Source organism: Motilibacter deserti (assembly GCF_011250635.1).
Taxonomy (GTDB): Bacteria; Actinomycetota; Actinomycetes; order Motilibacterales; family Motilibacteraceae; genus Motilibacter_A; species Motilibacter_A deserti.
Genome location: NZ_JAANNP010000004.1, coordinates 146,663 through 162,635 on the forward strand (window position 1 = coordinate 146,663; position 15,973 = coordinate 162,635).

The window sequence follows — 15,973 nt, forward strand, 5'->3', positions numbered from 1 at the left end:
CATGGACACCTCTCCGATCGCACGGTGGCCCTGGCCTGCCCGGGCGGTGTCGGGCCAACCCTGCGGGCCTGCTCGGCCTCGTCACGCCCGGATCCCGACTCGGGCCGCTCGTTCTGGGTAGCCCTGCGCAGTCCGACCATCGAGCGAGGAGAAGACATGAAGGCAGTCGTGTGGCACGGGCTCGGCGACATCAGGCTGGACGAGGTCCCGGACCCGACGATCCAGGAGTCGAACGACGCCATCGTCCGCATCACGACGTCCGCCATCTGCGGGACCGACCTGCACATGGTCCGCGGGACGATGAGCGGCATGAAGCCCGGGACGGTCCTCGGGCACGAAGCGGTCGGGGTCGTGGAGGAGACCGGCCCCGGTGTCCGCAACCTCCCCACGGGCACCCGCGTCGTGATCGGCTCGACCATCGCGTGCGGCTACTGCTCCTACTGCCGCTCCGGCACGTACTCCCAGTGCGACAACGCGAACCCGAACGGGCGGAACGCGGGCACCGCGTTCTTCGGCGGCCCGGAGCCGACCGGGCCGTTCGACGGCATGCAGGCGGAGTACGTCCGCGTGCCGTTCGCGAACGTCGGGGCCGTGCCCGTGCCGGAGAACGTGACCGACGACCAGGCGATCATGGTCTCCGACATCTTCCCGACCGCCTGGTTCGGCGGCCGGCTCGCCGAGATCGGCCAGGGCGACACCGTCGCGGTGTTCGGTGCCGGCCCGGTCGGCCAGTTCTCCGTCCTCTCGGCCTACCTGCAGGGTGCGGGCCGGGTCTTCGTCGTCGACGGCCACGCCAGCCGGCTCGAGGCGGCACGCCGGCTCGGCGCGGAGGCCATCGACTTCAACGCCGAGGACCCGGTGGCCGTGCTCCAGGAGCTCACCGGCGGGGCGGGGCCGGACCGCGTGATCGACGCCGTGGGCGTCGACTCCGAGAGCGCGAAGTCCGGGCCGGCCGCACAGCAGGCCCAGGAGTCGGCGGACCAGTTCCGGCAGGAGGTCTCCCAGGTTGCGCCCGAGTCGGGGCAGCAGGGGGAGCAGTGGAAGCCGGGCGACGCGCCCTCGCAGGCCGCCCAGTGGGCCGTCGCGGGGATCGCGAAGGCCGGCACGATCGGGGTGGTCGGCGTCTATCCGGAGACCGTCACCAGCTACCCGTTCGGCCCCGCGTTCATGAAGAACCTCACCATCCGCACCGGCAACTGCCCCCACCGCCGCTACATCCCGGACCTGCTCCGGCTCGTGGCCAGCGGGGTCGTCGACCCCGCGCGCGTCATCACACAGCAGGAGCCGCTGACGTCCTCCCTGCAGGCGTTCGAGGCGTTCGACCGCCGGGACGAGGGCTGGGTCAAGACCGTCCTGAGCACCTGACGGCCCTTGCCGGCCGCTTGCGCAAGCGCACGACAAGCCGGGCACAGGCGAGCGACAGGGGACTCCGGACACGGTGGGTCCCGGCCGGCGGCACGCGCCGGCCGGGATCGAGGAGCCCGCATGTCCCGCACCACCCGACCGGCCGCCCTGGTGGCCGCCCTCCTGCCTGCGTTCGCGCTCGCGGCGCTGCCGTCGTACGCGGCGGCGGAGCCCGCGCCCACCTGCTACGGCCAGCCCGCGACGATCGTCGGTAGCGACCGTGCCGACCGGCTGCGGGGAACAACCGGACGGGACGTCATCGTCGCCGGCGGCGGCGACGACGTCGTGCTCGCCGGCGACGGGGTCGACCTGGTGTGCGCCGGGGCGGGGAACGACACCGTCGACGGCGGCCCCGGCCAGGACACGCTCTGGGGCGGCGCCGGGAACGACACGCTCAGCTCGGGCGCCGGTGGCCGCGGCGGTGCCCTTCACGGCGAGGACGGGCGCGACACGCTGCTGGCGCAGGCGGCCGCCGTGTCGCTGGCCGGCGGGCCCGGCAACGACGTCCTGCGCACCTACGCCGAGGCGGCCACGATGCACGGCGAGGCCGGCGACGACCGCATCGTCGGCGGCCCGTACACGGACACCATCGACGGCGGCGAGGGCGCGGACAGGATCGACGCCGCGGGGGGCGACGACAAGGACGTGCACGGCGGCCCGGGCGACGACCGGATCGAGGGCGGAGCGGGACGGGACACGCTGCGCGGCGGTGACGGGAACGACGTCCTCCGCCTCGGGCCGGGGCAGGGCTTCCTCCTGGGCGACGCCGGCAACGACCGGCTCGTCGCCGGCGACCAGCGCGCTGGCCTCTACGGAGGAGTCGGCGACGACGTCCTGACGGCGGGCCGGGCAGGAGGCCTGGCCCAGGGCGACGCCGGCAACGACACCATCCACGGCGGCGCGGGGGTCGACGACATCGACGGCGGCAACGGCGACGACGTGATCCGGCCGGGAGCCGGGGAGGACGTGCACGTGTCCGGTGGCGACGGCGCGGACCGGATCTACGGCGGGCCGGGTGCGGACGTGCTGCACGGCGGCGCGGGCGACGACGTCATCACGACCGGCCCGGGCAAGCTCGGCGCCCTCCACGGCGACGCGGGACGCGACACGCTCACGGCGACCGGGCTCGGCACGGACGTCTTCGGTGGCCCCGACGGCGACACGCTGCGCTCGAGCGCCCAGGGAGTGCTGCTCGACGGCCAGGCCGGTGACGACGTCATCGTCGGCGGCAAACACCCCGACTACATCAAGGGCGGGACCGGCAACGACCGCATCGACGCCGGCGGCGGTGACGACGTGTCCGTAGACGCCGGCCTGGGTGACGACACGGTCCGCGGCGGTGCCGGCGACGACCACCTGCGCGGCAGCGCCGACACCGACACCTGCGACGGCGGCCCGGGCAGGGACGTCTGCGACGGCGGCTCGCCGGGCGACCCGCGCAAGAACACCCCGCGCGACCCGGACCGCTGCACCGCGGAGACGACGAAGAGCTGCCGGGGCGGTACCGCTGGCGCGCTCAACGGCAGCGCGTCCGGGACGCTCACGTCCAACGGCGTGACCGAGTCCTGGTCCGCGTCGTTCACGGTCCGCGAGGGCGCAAGCGCGACGGGAGGCCTCGGCGGGGATGCCACCATCACCTGGTCGATCAGCGGGACCACCCCGGACGGGTGCAGCTACGACGGCGCGGCGACGCTGGCGGGCAAGGCGGGCATCACGCTGTGGGAGCCGCTGGGGCAGTACTCCATGCAGGTGTGGCCGGTGAAGACCCGCGAGATCGAGGTGACCGAGACGTGCCCGCTGACCGGGACGCGCACGACCGGCATGTGGCCGCTGAACACCGACGCCGCCAGCACCGGGATGGTGGCGCTGCCGAAGGACCCGTCCGCCCTGTCGGGTGAACGCACCTATCACCCCATGGGTGACGCCTCCGGGACCGTGACCTGGAAGTGGTCCGTCCAGGCAGCCTGACCCCCGCACGCCCGCCGTCGGCTCGCCCGCCCATCCCGCGACCGACGGCGGGCCAGGGTCGCCCGCGGAGGTGGACCGGGTGGCCCAGCGCGCACGCCAGATCCTCGGCCGCAGAGCCGAGGAGCGGGTCGGCGAGCCGGCGCAGCGCACGGGCCACCGCGACCTCGCGTACGACGTAGGGCGACGGACGGCGGCCGCGACGCTGTCCTGCAGGACACGTACGCGTCCACGCTCCCGGTGTTCGGGCTTGCCGTTTAGGACGGACGAGGACCCTCCGCGGCCGGTCGAGGGGAGGCACGGCGGCCCTGGTACTGCTGGTGCCGTGACGACAGAGCTCGACCCCGCGCCGGTACCGGCGGTCTGGTCCATGCCCCTCGTGCTGCGCGCGTTGAAGAGCGACCCTCCACTGCACACCGACGCGCTCGAGGCGGCGGCGACCGCGTGCATGCGCGTCTGGCACGACCCCCGCGCGGAGGAGGAGTGGGCGCCGGCCTTCGACGCCTGGCTGACCCGGCAGATCCGCAAGGTGGCCCGGCGCGCGACGCAGGCATCGAAGTGGACCGCCGCCGAGCAGGTGCCCGGAGTGAGCGTCACGTGCGGCACCGCGACGGTGCGGGCGTACCCGCCCTTTCAGTGGCAGCCGGAGAGCCTGCTGCCGAAGGTGATCGCCGATCTGCAGGTCGCCGGGACCGACTATCCCGACGCGGACGAGCTCCCGCCACCGGCGGAGCACCAGGCGCAGCTCTGGCTCAACCCGCACCTGACGACGCTCGCGGACCAGCCGATGACGACGGGCAAGGCGATGGCCCAGGCCGGGCACGCCGCGATGCTGCTCTGGTGGGGCCTCACCCCGCAGGCGCAGCAGGCGTGGCACGAGGCGGGCTACCCGCTGGCGGTCCGGCCTGCCGCGGCGGAGCAGTGGGAATCGCTGCTCGGTCACCCACGCCGGCTGCCCGCCGTCCGCGACGCCGGGTTCACCGAGATCCCGGCCGGGTCCTGCACGTTCGTCGCGCTGCCACCCGGCGGCCGCCTCGACCTGCTCGCCGCCGTTCCCGCCCGCTGACCGGCGCGGCTCAGGTCGGGGCGGGTGCAGGGGCAGCGGTCACGGGAGCGGGGGAAGGTGCCGCGGGACAGCGCGACCGCCGACCGGACGGCGACGGCGGTCAGTCGCGGGGGAACCTGCTGCGCGGGACCGGCACCCGGTCGAGGCCCTGCCCGGGGGCGAGAGCCGTGGTCACGCCGATCTTCCACGACGAGGACACCACCGAGGTCGAGGTGTAGGTCGTCGTGAACTTCATCGTCTTGTCGAACTTCCAGAAGTCGCAGTCGCGGCTGAATGCCTTGCGCGCCGGGTCGTAGTCCGCGCCGACCGCGCCGAAGACCTGGTAGGTGCCGTCCGGGATGCCGCGCACCGTGACCGTGCGCCCGTCGCGGACGAAGAACCGCACGACGCTCGACGTCGACCCGCGGCGCACCAGGCTGACCACCGCGTCCGCGCCGTCGTTGTCCATCGTCAGCTGGCCCCGCCCGCCGGGAGCGGCCTTGAACACGGTCCCGTTCGCCGGCCGCCGGCCTTTGTCCTTCGTCGGGGACGGCAGGAACGAGCCGAACTCGTACGCGTGGGCGGGGTCGGCCTCGGACAGCGCCCTGACCGCCCTCCTCGCCTCCAGCACCGTGTCGTCCCGGCTCATCCGAGCCCGTGCGGCCAGGCCCAGGCAGAGCTCCTGCGACCGTGCGGCGTCGGCGGTGTCCTCGAGGGCCGCGCTCAGCGCGCTGAGCGCGTCGACCACTCGGAGAGCCGCGGGAGCGACCGCTACCGGCGCATCGGCCTGCAGCAGCGCGAGGTGCTGCTCGTCCAGCTCGGACTGCAATTGCGTGACCGCCCGGGTCACGGCCTCGGGCGTCCCCGCGGCGCGGAGCCGTTCCACCCGTCGCGCCAGCGCCCGGTCGGCCCGGTCGAGCAGGGCCTGGAACTGCCGTGGTGCCATGCCCGTGGGGGTCGGTGCGGGCACCGTTGTGTCGGCAGCCGCGGGGACGGGAGCGCTCGGGGGAGCGGCCTGCGACCCAGGGCGGACGGCGTGGTCCGTACGAGCCGCGCCGCGGTCGCCGGAGCACCCGGCCTGGGCCATAGCGGCGAGGACGAGCACAGAAGCCGCTGCTCGGCCGGCCCGTCGCCGTGTCCGGTCGCCACCTCCCGGCGCGACGTGTGCCTCGGCGACGGTCGTGCGCCTGCGGTCCACCCTGGCCACCTCGTTCCGAGCGCGGATTCCTCTGCTGTCCCGACGGATCGGAAGAGCCCGCGTGATACGTCAACCGCGCTTCACAAGAGCCGATTCACGAGTCGGCGTTCAGTCGTCGGGGCGCCCGACTGCAGTTGGCGGTGGTGCGCGCGAGCGACTGTCGAGGGCTGTGCCAGAGTCGTTCCCATGGCATCGGAGCAGCCGACCGGAAGTGTCCTCGTCACCGGGGCCGGGGGCGTCATCGGCTCCCACGTCGTCGAGGCGTACGCCGCCCGCCCGGGCTGGACGGTCCGAGCGGTGAGCAGGCGCCGCCCCGCGTACCTCGACGGCCTCGGCACCGCCGAGCACCTGCCCGTCGACCTGTCGGACGCCGACGCCGCTCGCGTCGGCCTCGCCGCCGCCGCGGACACCACCCACCTGGTCTTCGCGGCGTACGCCGAGCAGCCCGACCTCGCGGCCCAGGTGGCGCCGAACGTCGCGCTGCTGCGCAACACCCTGGACGGCCTCGCCGCCGCGGGCGCGCCGCTGCGCCACGTGACGCTCTACCAGGGAGGCAAGGCCTACGGCGCGCACCTCGGGCACATGAAGACGCCGGCCCGCGAGGACGACCCCCGGCTGATGCCGCCGAACTTCTACTACGACCAGGAAGACCTGCTCCGGGCCGTCGCCGCCGAGCGCGGGTTCGAGGTGACGATGCTGCGGCCCGAGGCGGTCATCGGCTACGCGGTCGGCAACCCGATGAACCTGCTCATGGTGATCGCGGTGTACGCCGCGGTCAGCCGCGAGCTGGGCCTGCCGCTGCGGTTCCCCGGCACCTTCGCGGCGTACGACGCGATGTACCAGGTGACGGACGCCGAGCTCCTGGCGCGGGCCACGGTCTGGGCGGGGGAGGAGCCGCGAGCCGCGGGGCACGTCTTCAACGTCACCAACGGGGACCAGCTGCGCTGGCGGCACCTGTTCCCCGTGTTCGCACGGCACTTCGGCATGGACTACGCCGAGCCGCAGCCCATCAGCCTCGTCCAGCACATGGCCGACAAGGAGCCGCTGTGGCGGCGGATGGCCGAGCGCCACGGGCTGGTCGACACGCCGTGGGAGCACCTCGTCGGCTGGGCCTTCGGCGACTTCCTCTTCGCCTCCGGCTTCGACAACGTCTCCTCGACGATCAAGGTGCGCAAGGCCGGCTTCGCCGATTGCTACGACACCCAGGACCGGTTCCTGGAGCGGTTCGACGACCTCGTGGCGCGCCGGGTGGTCCCACCCTTCCGGTAGCCGGCGAGGGAGGCAGCTGCAGGCAGGGCGCGGCCCGCTCGCCTACGAGAAAGACCCTGCACGACCGGAGTCATGCAGGGTCTGATGTGTCCGAGGGGGGACTTGAACCCCCACGCCCGATAAAGGGCACTAGCACCTCAAGCTAGCGCGTCTGCCATTCCGCCACCCGGACCTGGGTCATCACCGTCCGGAAGCGACTGACTGCAACTCGGTGCATCAGGAGCCCCCTGCGGCGACTCCAGAACAATACCAGGACGGGCGGCTGGTGCCGTACGCCCTGCCCTCGGAGGGACCGGGGGGCGTACGAGACGAGGACCGATCCCGTGACCTACAGCAGGCTCCTGCGGCGCAGCGCCACGGCGGCGGCGTGCGTCGGGCTGGTGGCCCTGACCGCCAGCTCGCCCGTCGACGCGAGCCGCACGCTGCCCTCGGTCATGGTGCCGATGCCGCGTCAGCGGCGCAGTGGGCGGGTCGGGCCGCTCGAGCGGGCACCGGGCGGGCAGGATGACGCCGTGACCGACACGCCTGCCGCCAGCTCCGCCGAAGACGAGGTCGTGAGCCTCTGCAGCGAGCTCATCTCGATCGACACCTCGAACTACGGCGACGGGTCGGGCCCGGGGGAGCGCGTCGCCGCCGAGCGGGTCGCCGAGCTGCTCGCGGAGGTCGGGCTCGAGCCGCAGGTCTTCGAGAGCGACAAGGGCCGCGCGAGCGTCGTCGCCCGCGTGGAGGGAAGCGACCCCTCGCGCACCGATGCGCTGCTCGTCCACGGCCACCTCGACGTCGTGCCGGCGCGCCCGGAGGACTGGACGGTCCATCCGTTCGCCGGAGAGGTCCGCGACGGCTGCGTGTGGGGCCGCGGCGCCGTCGACATGAAGGACATGGACGCGATGGTGCTTGCCACCGTGCGCGCCCGGCTCCGCGAGGGACGGCGCCCGGCCCGCCCGCTCGTCCTTGCGTTCCTCGCTGACGAGGAGGCCGGCGGGGCCAAGGGTGCGCACTTCCTCGCCGACAACCACCGGGACCTGTTCGAGGGCTGCACCGAGGCGATCAGCGAGGTCGGCGGGTTCTCGACCACCGTGCGGGACCGGCGGTTCTACCTGCTGGAGACGGCCGAGAAGGGCCTGGCGTGGATGCGGCTCAAGGCCACGGGGACGGCCGGCCACGGGTCGATGGTCCACCCCGACAACGCCGTGACCGAGCTCTGCGCGGCGGTGGCCCGGCTGGGCGAGCACCAGTGGCCGGTGCGGATGACCGACACGGTGCGGACGTTCCTCGAGGCCGTCAGCGAGGAGACGGGGATCGAGCTCGACCCGCAGGACCCGTCCGCGCTCCTGCAGGAGCTCGGGGCGATCGCCCGGATCGTCGGCGCGACGCTGCGCAACACGACCAACCCCTCAGTGCTGCGCGCGGGCTACAAGGCCAACGTCGTCCCGCAGGAGGCCACGGCCGAGGTGGACGGCCGCTTCCTGCCGGGCTACGAGGACGAGTTCTTCGCCACCGTCGACGAGCTGCTCGGCCCGAAGATCAGCCGAGAGATGATCACCCACGACATCGCGGTCGAGACGCCGCACGGCGGGCCGCTCTGGGAGCGGATGGAGGCCGCGCTGCTGGCCGAGGACCCGGGCGCCCGGGTCGTGCCCTATGCCCTGTCCGGCGGCACCGACAGCAAGTCCTTCACCCCGCTGGGCATCACCGGCTACGGCTTCGCGCCCCTGCGGCTGCCCGCGGGCCTGGACTTCTCGGGGATGTTCCACGGCATCGACGAGCGCGTCCCCGTCGACGCGCTGCAGTTCGGCGTCCGGGTGCTCGACCGCTTCTTCGACAGCCTCTGACGCGCTCTCACGCCGTGCGCGCCACCCGGATCACGCGCCGGCGCAGCCAGGCCCGACGGCTGCCGTCGGCATAGAGCCGCAGCCGCCAGAGCTCCCAGTGGCCGTACTCGGCCTGCTCGGTGAGCAGACGGCGCGCGTCGCCGCGGGTCGTCCCCCGTGGCATGAACAGAACCTGTGTCTCCCACTCGCGCACGCTCCCCACGATAGGGCGATGCCGGTACCGTTCGGATGGTGTCCGACCCCACGAGCGCCCCGAGCGGTGCCGACGTCCGTTCCGCCGCGCACGCGCTGACCGTCGCGCTGGAGCGCCACCTGCAGGCCGTCGAGACGAGGACCGGCGAGGCGGACCCGCGCGTCTCCGCTGCGTTCGGAGAGCTGCGCGACGCGTTCCTCGACTACGAGGACGTCCTCTACGACGTCTACGACGAGGTCGTGCCGTTCGAGATCGTCGAGGACGACGAGCTCGACGACGACGAGGACGACGAGGACGACGAGGCGGACGAGCTGGAGGACGACGAGGACGAGGAGGACTACGTCGACATCGACGAGGTCGAGGACTCGCCCGGCCGGCTCGACCGGAAGTGAGCACCGCGACGGGCCGCTGACTGCGGCCCGGCGCGGGCTCAGGGACCGGCGAGCAGCTCGGCGAGCCGCGAGCGACGCGGCCGGTACGCCACCCGGGCGACGGCGCGCGGAAGGGCCGGACCGGCCGAGGTCACGATCGACACGTGGCGCCCGGCGGCCGCCAGGGCGGTGAGGACGAGCTCGCGGGAGAGCGCGCCGGCCGACGAGCCGGGAAGCACGAGGACGACCGCCCCCCACCGCTTGCCCGCCGCCTCCGCTACGGGAAGCGCCTCGCGGCCGAGGGCCGACGACAACGCCCGCGCGCCGGCGGGCCCCCGGGCCGACGGCGTCAGCACGCCCACCTGCTCGGCCGGCAGACCGAAGGCACGCGGGATGGACGTGCCGACCAATTGCGCGGCGCGGACGACGGCCTGCTCGTCTGAGCCGGCCGGCACGACGACGACCTCCCGGCCCGGGGTCGCCAGCTCGGCGGGCGCGGGGAGCTCGCCGCGGCGTACGGCGGCCTGGAGCCGGGCCAGCGGCTCGGGTACGCCGGGGTCGGCGCCCGCCTCGACCTCCTCGACCTCGACCAGCCCCGAGCGCACCAGGTCGCGCAGCACCTGCCCGGTGGCGCCGGGCAGCAGCGCGGGGTCGCCGGCCAGCACCAGCTCCTCGCCGTCCTCGACCTCTGCGGCCAGGTCGCGCAGGGCGGCCGCGTCGAGCCGCTCGGCGTCGTCGGCGCGGGCCGCTGCGGCTCCCCGACCGGCTGCGGCGGCACGCGCCGCCCCGGCCGGGCCGACCACGCAGCGCACACCCCCGCCGGTGACGAGCAGGCGCTCAACCTCCTCGGCGGCCTCCTCCTCGACGAGCGCCAGGCCGGTCAGCGCCAGCGCCCCCTCGGCGGGTGCGACCACGCCGCCGAGGTCGGCCGCTGCCGCCACCGCCGCGGCCGGGTCCGGCACCTCGAGCGCGGCCAGCGCCGACCTGAGCACGAGCTCGGGGGACCAGGTGTGCCCGTCCCGGGCGGCCCGGACGAGCAGCCACTCGACCAGGGCCACGCCGCGGCGCGGGTCGTCCGGCCGTACGCCGGACTCCGCCGCGGCCGCGTCCGCCCGGCGCGGGCTGCCGCCGGGCGCGGCCAGGGCTTCGGCCCACGGCCCGTCGACGGCGTAGGCGTGCTCGAAGGGCGACAGCGGGGGGCCTCGTCAGTCCTCGGCCGTGCCGCCGGGGGCGGACACGTCGTCGAGCGCCTCGCGGATGGCGTCGGGCAGCACGACGTCCTCGGCGGACAGCGACCCGCGCAGCTGGGCGGCCGTACGCGCCCCGACGACCGCTGACGCCACGCCGGGGCGGTCCCTGGCCCAGGACAGCGCCACCTCGACCGGCGAGACCCCGAGCCCGTCGGCGGCCGTGACCACGGCATCCACGACCGAGCGCGAGCGGCGGCCGAAATAGGCCTCGACGAACGGGGCGAAGTGCGCAGACGCCCCGCGCGAGTCGCCCGGGACCCCCGAGCGGTACTTCCCGGTGAGCACGCCGCGGCCGAGGGGGGACCAGCACAGGACCCCGACGCCGAGGGCGCGCGCCGCCGGCACGGCCTCGGCCTCGACGGCACGGGCGAGCAGGGAGTACTCCACCTGGTTGGACACGATCGGCGCGCGGCGGGCGGCCTCCTGCAGGGTCACCGCGCGCGCGAGCTGCCAGCCCGAGTAGTTCGAGACCCCGACGTAGCGGGCGCGGCCCGTCGAGACCGCGTGCTCGAGCGTGCCGAGCACCTCCTCGATGGGCACGTCGTCGCTCCAGACGTGCACCTGCCAGAGGTCGACGTGGCCCACCCCGAGCCGCTGCAGCGAGGTGTCCAGCTGGGCGAGCAGGCCGCGGCGCGACGTGTCGACGTAGCCCCGGCCGCCCCGGCGCCCGATCCCGCCCTTGGTCGCGAGCACGAGCCGGTCGCGGTTCCCGGACTGGCCGAGCAAGCCCTCGAGGACCTGCCCGAGGATCTGCTCCGCGGCGCCTTCGGCGTAGGACGGGGCGGTGTCCACGAGCGTGCCGCCCGCGTCCACGAAGGCGCGCAGCTGGTCGGACGCCTCGTGCTCGTCGGTGTCCCGGCCCCAGGTCATGGTCCCGAGGCCGAGCCGCGACACCCGCAGCCCGCTCCGCCCGACGTACCGCTCTTCCACGGGCGGCGAGCCTAGCCGCCCGCCGCGCGGCGAGGCACGCGCACACGATCTCGGCGGTTAGGGTCCCTGGGACCGACGAGGAGGCGACGCGCGGCCGGCGCGTGCCGGGCGTCGGGGAGCCGCGCCGACGGAGCCGGCGCGAGAGAGGGAGAGCGGGCTTGAGCCTGATCGGCTGGGGCGAGGCGGCAGTCCTCGGTGTCGTGCAAGGTCTGACCGAGTTCCTCCCGATCTCGAGCAGTGCCCACCTGCGCATCTCGGCGGAGCTGTTCGGCTGGGAGGACCCGGGCGCCGCGTTCACAGCCGTGACGCAGCTCGGGACCGAGACCGCGGTGCTGGTCTACTTCGCCAAGGACATCGCCCGGATCCTCAAGGCCTGGTTCCGCTCCCTGCGCGACAAGCAGATGCGCGCCGACCCCGACGCCCGCCTCGGCTGGCTCGTCCTCGTCGGGACGCTGCCGATCGGCGTGCTCGGCCTGCTCCTGCAGCACCCGATCGAGTCGGCGTTCCGCTCGCTCTGGCTCATCGGCGCGACGTTGATCGGCTTCGGCCTCGTCCTCGGCTACGCGGACAAGGTCGCCCGCAACGCCAAGCCGTTGGAGAAGCTCACGCTGCGTGACGGCATCCTCTGCGGGTTCGCGCAGGCGCTCGCCCTCGTCCCCGGCGTCTCGCGGTCCGGGGGCACGATCAGCGCGGCGCTGCTGCTGGGCTACAAGCGCGAGGCCGCCGCCCGCTTCTCGTTCCTGCTGGCCATCCCGGCGGTGCTCGCGTCCGGGCTCTTCGAGCTCAAGGACATCGCCTCGGGCGAGGCGCCGGTCGAGTGGGGGCCGACCATCCTCGCGACGGTCATCGCCGGGCTCGTCGGCTTCGCCGTCATCGCCTGGTTCCTGCGCTACATCTCCAAGGGGTCCTTCCGCCCGTTCGTCGTCTACCGGATCCTGCTCGGGCTCGGCGTCTTCGCGCTGCTCGCCGCGGGGGTCATCGAGGCCAAGCCCTGACCTCGGCCTGCACGTAGGGTGACGACCGTGACCACGGTCCTGCTTGTACGCCACGGCCGCACGACGGCCAACACCTCCGGCGTCCTCGCCGGCTGGTCGGAGGGCATCGCCCTGGACGGCACGGGGCAGGCCCAGGCGGCGGCGCTGCACGATCGGCTGGCCGGTGTGCCGCTGGCCGCGGCGGTCACGAGCCCGCTGCAGCGGTGCCTCGAGACCGCTTCCGCCGTGCTCGCGGGGCGTGGCCTCGAGCCCCGCGTCGACGACCGGCTGGGCGAGTGCCGCTACGGCGACTGGACGGGCAAGGAGATCAAGACGCTCGCCAAGGACCCGCTTTGGAAGGTCGTGCAGAGCCACCCGAGCGCCGTCACCTTCCCCGGAGGTGAGTCGCTGCGCGCCGTGCAGGCCCGCGCCGTCGACGCGGTCCGCGACACGTCCGCGCAGCTCGGCCCGGACGCCGTCTGGGCCGCGTTCTCCCACGGTGACGTCATCAAGGCGGTCCTCGCCGACGCGCTCGGCATGCACCTCGACGCGTTCCAGCGGATCGTCGTGGACCCGTGCTCGGTGTCGGTGGTCAGCTACACCGAGCAGCGGCCGTTCGTGCTGCGGATGAACGACACCGGGGGCGACCTGTCCTGGCTCGCTCCGCCGAAGAAGCGCGGGCGGCGGCGCAAGGCCTCCAGCGACGCCGTCGTGGGTGGGGGCGCCGGGCTGACCGGGCCCGTCGATGCGCCCACCCAGGCCGCCGAAGATCGCGGGGACGGCCAGCCCCCGGCGCCGAGCGCATAGGCTTGCCCGCCGTGCCACGTCAGCTCTTCGACTACGACCCGCCCGACCGCTTCGTCGCGGGCACGATCGGCGTGCCCGGCTCCCGGTCGTTCTACCTGCAGGCGCGCGCGGGCGACAGGGTCACGACCGTCGCGCTGGAGAAGCAGCAGGTCGCTGCGCTCGCCGAGCGGGTCGAGGAGCTGCTCGACGAGGTCGTACGCCGCACCGGCGGCGCGACCGCCGTCCCCGCCGTGGCCCCGGCCGAGCTCGAGGACAACGCCCCGCTCGACCTGCCGGTCGTCGAGGAGTTCCGCGTCGGCACGATGGCTCTCAAGTGGGACGCCGACACCGAGGAGCTCGTCGTCGAGGCCCAGGAGGCGGCCGAGGACGAGAGCGAGCTCGAGGACGTCGACGACGACGACGAGGAAGGCCCGGACCTGCTCCGGGTGCACTTGTCCGGCGCGGCCGGGCGGGCCTTCGCCAAGCGCGCGCTCGCCCTCGTCTCGGCCGGCCGTCCGCCGTGCCCGTTCTGCGGGCTGCCGCTCGACCCGGAGGGCCACGTCTGCCCGCGCGCCAACGGCTACCGACGCTGAGCAGCAGCTCGTTGCCGCGCGCCACCGCTGCGAGCCGGTAAGACTGGAGGCATGACGACGTCCGCGGTCGCCGACGCGCTGCACCTGCTGCGCGCGGGCAGCATCGAGGTCGAGGGCCGGCTGGTCGACGCCTCGAACGCCACGCTCTACGCCCGCATCAGCCTCGACGGGGTCGACGCGTCCTGCGTCTACAAGCCCGTGGCGGGGGAGCGGCCGCTCTGGGACTTCCCCGACGGGACGCTCGCCGGCCGGGAGGTGTCGGCGTACCTCGTGTCGGCGTACGCCGGGTGGGACGTGGTGCCGCCGACCGTGCTGCGCGACGGGCCGTTCGGCCCCGGCATGGTCCAGCTCTGGGTCGACGCCGACGACACCGTGGAGCTGGTGGACATCGTGGCGCGGCCCGCGCTGCCGCCGGGATGGCACGCGGTGCTCGACGCGCGGGGCGAGGGCGGCGAAGCGGTGGTCCTGGCGCACGCCCCGGACCCGCGGCTGCGGCGCATGGCCGTCTTCGACGCCGTGATCAACAACGCCGACCGCAAGGGCGGGCACATCCTGCCGTGTGGGCCGGAGGCGGGCGCCGCCGTGCACGGCGTCGACCACGGCGTCTCCTTCAACGTCGAGGAGAAGCTGCGGACCGTGCTCTGGGGCTGGGCCGGCCGGCGGATCGACCCGGAGGACCTCGAGACGCTCGCCCGCGTGCGCGACGGCCTGGAGGGCGAGCTGGGCGGGCAGCTCGCCGCCCACCTCACCCCGTCGGAGGTGGCGGCGACCAAGCGGCGCGTGCGCCGGCTGCTCCGGGAGGCGCGCATGCCGCTGCCGGTGCCGGGCTGGCCGGCGATCCCGTGGCCCGCCTTCTGAGCGGCGGTCGTTAGGCTTCCGGGGTGCATGCCTGGCCCGCTCCCTCTGTTCCTACTCTTCCGGGAGCGGGCTCCGAGCTCCTTCTGCACGACACCGCGACCGGCGCGCTGCAGCCTGTCGGTGGCCCCGAGGAAGGGCGCATCTACGTCTGCGGCATCACGCCCTACGACGCCACCCACCTCGGCCACGCGGCGACGTACGTCTCCTTCGACCTCGTCCTGCGCGCCTGGCGTGACGCCGGGCTGCGCACCACGTACGTCCAGAACGTCACCGACGTCGACGACCCGCTGCTCGAGCGGGCCGCCGCGACCGGGGTCGACTGGCGTGACCTCGCCGAGCGGGAGACGGCGCTGTTCCGCGAGGACATGGCGGCGCTCGGGGTGATCCCCCCGGACTCCTACGTCGGCGTGACCGAGGCGGTCCCGGCGATCGGCGACGCGGTCGGACGGATGCTCGACGAGGGCTCGGCCTACCGCGTCGAGGACGACGTCTACTTCGACGTCTCCTCCGACGCGGCCTACGGGCAGGTGTCGGGCCTTTCCGCAGACGTGCAGCGCGAGCTGTCGGCCGAGCGCGGGGGGGACCCCGACCGGAGCGGCAAGCGCAACGCCGTCGACCCGCTCCTGTGGCGCGGGAAGCGCCCGGACGAGCCCGCGTGGACGTCGCCGGTCGGCCCCGGCCGGCCCGGCTGGCACATCGAGTGCACCGTGATCGCGCTCGACGCGCTCGGTGGCGGTTTCGACGTCCAGGGTGGCGGCAGCGACCTCGTCTTTCCGCACCACGAGATGAGCGCCTCGCACGCGCACGCGCTCGCCTCGCAGTTCGCGAAGGTCTACGCCCACGTCGGGATGGTGGGCTACGAGGGCGAGAAGATGTCCAAGTCGCGCGGCAACCTCGTGCTGGTGTCGAAGCTGCGCGCCGCCGGCGTCGACCCGGCGGCGGTCCGGCTGGTGCTGCTCGCCCACCACTACCGCAGCGACTGGGAGTACACCGACGCCGAGCTCGAGGCGGCGCAGTCGCGGCTGGACGCGTGGCGCGCCGCGCTGGCCCGCAACGAGGGACCGGACCCGCTGCCGGTGCTCGATGGCGTACGCCGTGCGCTGGCCGCCGACCTCGACGCGCCGTCGGCGCTCCGGGTGGTCGACGAGTGGGCCGCCGCCGCCGACCGGGGCGAGGGGGACGTCGCGGGCGCCGCGGGCCTCGTCGCGCGCACCGTCGACGCCCTGCTCGGGGTCCGGCTCTAGGACCGCGGACAGGCGCGTTCGGCCAGAGGGCGTACGGGCCGCCGCCCGGCCGTCCGGTCCC

15 protein-coding genes, 1 tRNA gene and 1 pseudogene are annotated in these 15,973 nt (G+C 74.5%); 11 read left to right on the forward strand and 6 right to left on the reverse strand.

All coding sequences use genetic code 11. The features are described 5' to 3' along the window. The first annotated feature begins 156 nt into the window (after window positions 1–156). Both G9H71_RS10390 and G9H71_RS10395 read left to right on the forward strand, forming a co-directional pair. On the forward strand, window positions 157–1,365 hold the full coding sequence (locus G9H71_RS10390; RefSeq protein WP_166281447.1) for a zinc-dependent alcohol dehydrogenase: 1,209 nt from the start codon (window positions 157–159) through the stop codon (window positions 1,363–1,365). A 120-nt stretch (window positions 1,366–1,485) separates the two neighbouring features. Beyond that, on the forward strand, window positions 1,486–3,372 hold the full coding sequence (locus tag G9H71_RS10395; RefSeq protein ID WP_166281449.1) for a calcium-binding protein: 1,887 nt from the start codon (window positions 1,486–1,488) through the stop codon (window positions 3,370–3,372). 82 nt (window positions 3,373–3,454) lie between these two features. Here G9H71_RS10395 and G9H71_RS25510 read toward each other — a convergent pair. Beyond that, window positions 3,455–3,784: pseudogene (locus G9H71_RS25510) on the reverse strand (dsRBD fold-containing protein); the annotation flags it as partial. Between G9H71_RS25510 and G9H71_RS25045 the strand changes: the two are divergent. Then, complete coding sequence (locus tag G9H71_RS25045) at window positions 3,695–4,435, forward strand: peptidyl-tRNA hydrolase (RefSeq protein ID WP_331272891.1); 741 nt, start codon at window positions 3,695–3,697, stop codon at window positions 4,433–4,435. The pseudogene G9H71_RS25510 and the gene G9H71_RS25045 sit on opposite strands and share 90 nt — an antisense overlap. Before the next feature lie 100 nt (window positions 4,436–4,535). On the opposite strand, the gene G9H71_RS10405 is transcribed toward G9H71_RS25045, so the two are convergent. Beyond that, window positions 4,536–5,360 (reverse strand): hypothetical protein, encoded by an 825-nt coding sequence (locus G9H71_RS10405; protein WP_166281451.1) that lies wholly within the window; start codon window positions 5,358–5,360, stop codon window positions 4,536–4,538. A gap of 438 nt (window positions 5,361–5,798) precedes the next feature. Here G9H71_RS10405 and G9H71_RS10410 point away from each other — a divergent pair, with 438 nt between their 5' ends. Beyond that, a complete protein-coding gene (locus tag G9H71_RS10410; RefSeq protein WP_166281454.1) occupies window positions 5,799–6,881 on the forward strand; it encodes an SDR family oxidoreductase in 1,083 nt (360 codons plus the stop codon). A gap of 87 nt (window positions 6,882–6,968) precedes the next feature. On the opposite strand, the gene G9H71_RS10415 is transcribed toward G9H71_RS10410, so the two are convergent. Further along, a tRNA-Leu gene (locus G9H71_RS10415) sits at window positions 6,969–7,053 on the reverse strand. A 271-nt stretch (window positions 7,054–7,324) separates the two neighbouring features. On the opposite strand from G9H71_RS10415, the gene G9H71_RS10420 reads away from it, so the two are divergent. Next, window positions 7,325–8,713, forward strand: a complete 1,389-nt coding sequence (locus G9H71_RS10420) for a M20/M25/M40 family metallo-hydrolase (protein WP_166281544.1) — start codon at window positions 7,325–7,327, stop codon at window positions 8,711–8,713. A 7-nt stretch (window positions 8,714–8,720) separates the two neighbouring features. On the opposite strand, the gene G9H71_RS10425 is transcribed toward G9H71_RS10420, so the two are convergent. After that, on the reverse strand, window positions 8,721–8,906 hold the full coding sequence (locus G9H71_RS10425) for a DUF5703 family protein (RefSeq protein ID WP_196791966.1): 186 nt from the start codon (window positions 8,904–8,906) through the stop codon (window positions 8,721–8,723). 38 nt (window positions 8,907–8,944) lie between these two features. Between G9H71_RS10425 and G9H71_RS10430 the strand changes: the two genes are divergently transcribed. Further along, the gene (locus G9H71_RS10430) at window positions 8,945–9,298 is read left to right on the forward strand and encodes a primosomal protein (protein ID WP_166281458.1); all 354 of its coding nucleotides are present in this window, start codon (window positions 8,945–8,947) and stop codon (window positions 9,296–9,298) included. A 38-nt stretch (window positions 9,299–9,336) separates the two neighbouring features. On the opposite strand, the gene G9H71_RS10435 is transcribed toward G9H71_RS10430, so the two are convergent. Both G9H71_RS10435 and G9H71_RS10440 read right to left on the reverse strand, forming a co-directional pair. After that, window positions 9,337–10,335: a hypothetical protein gene (locus G9H71_RS10435; protein WP_166281460.1), complete on the reverse strand. Its 999-nt coding sequence runs from the start codon at window positions 10,333–10,335 to the stop codon at window positions 9,337–9,339. A 147-nt stretch (window positions 10,336–10,482) separates the two neighbouring features. Further along, entirely contained in the window at window positions 10,483–11,457 is a 975-nt protein-coding gene (locus tag G9H71_RS10440) for an aldo/keto reductase (RefSeq protein WP_166281462.1), read from the reverse strand. 167 nt (window positions 11,458–11,624) lie between these two features. Between G9H71_RS10440 and G9H71_RS10445 the strand changes: the two genes are divergently transcribed. The 5 genes from G9H71_RS10445 to mshC are packed head-to-tail and all read left to right on the forward strand — an operon-like array spanning window position 11,625 to window position 15,912. Continuing rightward, window positions 11,625–12,452, forward strand: a complete 828-nt coding sequence (locus tag G9H71_RS10445) for an undecaprenyl-diphosphate phosphatase (protein WP_166281546.1) — start codon at window positions 11,625–11,627, stop codon at window positions 12,450–12,452. A gap of 27 nt (window positions 12,453–12,479) precedes the next feature. Continuing rightward, entirely contained in the window at window positions 12,480–13,238 is a 759-nt protein-coding gene (locus tag G9H71_RS10450; RefSeq protein ID WP_166281464.1) for a histidine phosphatase family protein, read from the forward strand. An 11-nt stretch (window positions 13,239–13,249) separates the two neighbouring features. Continuing rightward, complete coding sequence (locus tag G9H71_RS10455; RefSeq protein ID WP_166281466.1) at window positions 13,250–13,810, forward strand: DUF3090 family protein; 561 nt, start codon at window positions 13,250–13,252, stop codon at window positions 13,808–13,810. Between the two features lie 51 nt (window positions 13,811–13,861). Beyond that, window positions 13,862–14,668 (forward strand): SCO1664 family protein, encoded by an 807-nt coding sequence (locus G9H71_RS10460; RefSeq protein WP_166281468.1) that lies wholly within the window; start codon window positions 13,862–13,864, stop codon window positions 14,666–14,668. A 23-nt stretch (window positions 14,669–14,691) separates the two neighbouring features. Continuing rightward, window positions 14,692–15,912 carry a cysteine--1-D-myo-inosityl 2-amino-2-deoxy-alpha-D-glucopyranoside ligase gene (mshC, locus tag G9H71_RS10465; protein ID WP_166281470.1) on the forward strand — a complete coding sequence of 407 codons (1,221 nt, stop codon included), beginning with the start codon at window positions 14,692–14,694 and terminating at the stop codon, window positions 15,910–15,912. Window positions 15,913–15,973 lie beyond the last annotated feature (61 nt).

What these genes read in the sequence shown, in the direction of transcription:
- G9H71_RS10390 (WP_166281447.1), top strand. Translation starts at nt 157, where the DNA reads ATGAAGGCAGTCGTGTGGCACGGGCTCGGCGACATCAGGCTGGACGAG.
- G9H71_RS10395 (WP_166281449.1), top strand. Translation starts at nt 1,486, where the DNA reads ATGTCCCGCACCACCCGACCGGCCGCCCTGGTGGCCGCCCTCCTGCCT.
- G9H71_RS10405 (WP_166281451.1), bottom strand. Translation starts at nt 5,360, where the DNA reads ATGGCACCACGGCAGTTCCAGGCCCTGCTCGACCGGGCCGACCGGGCG.
- G9H71_RS10410 (WP_166281454.1), top strand. Translation starts at nt 5,799, where the DNA reads ATGGCATCGGAGCAGCCGACCGGAAGTGTCCTCGTCACCGGGGCCGGG.
- G9H71_RS10420 (WP_166281544.1), top strand. Translation starts at nt 7,325, where the DNA reads ATGCCGCGTCAGCGGCGCAGTGGGCGGGTCGGGCCGCTCGAGCGGGCA.
- G9H71_RS10460 (WP_166281468.1), top strand. Translation starts at nt 13,862, where the DNA reads ATGACGACGTCCGCGGTCGCCGACGCGCTGCACCTGCTGCGCGCGGGC.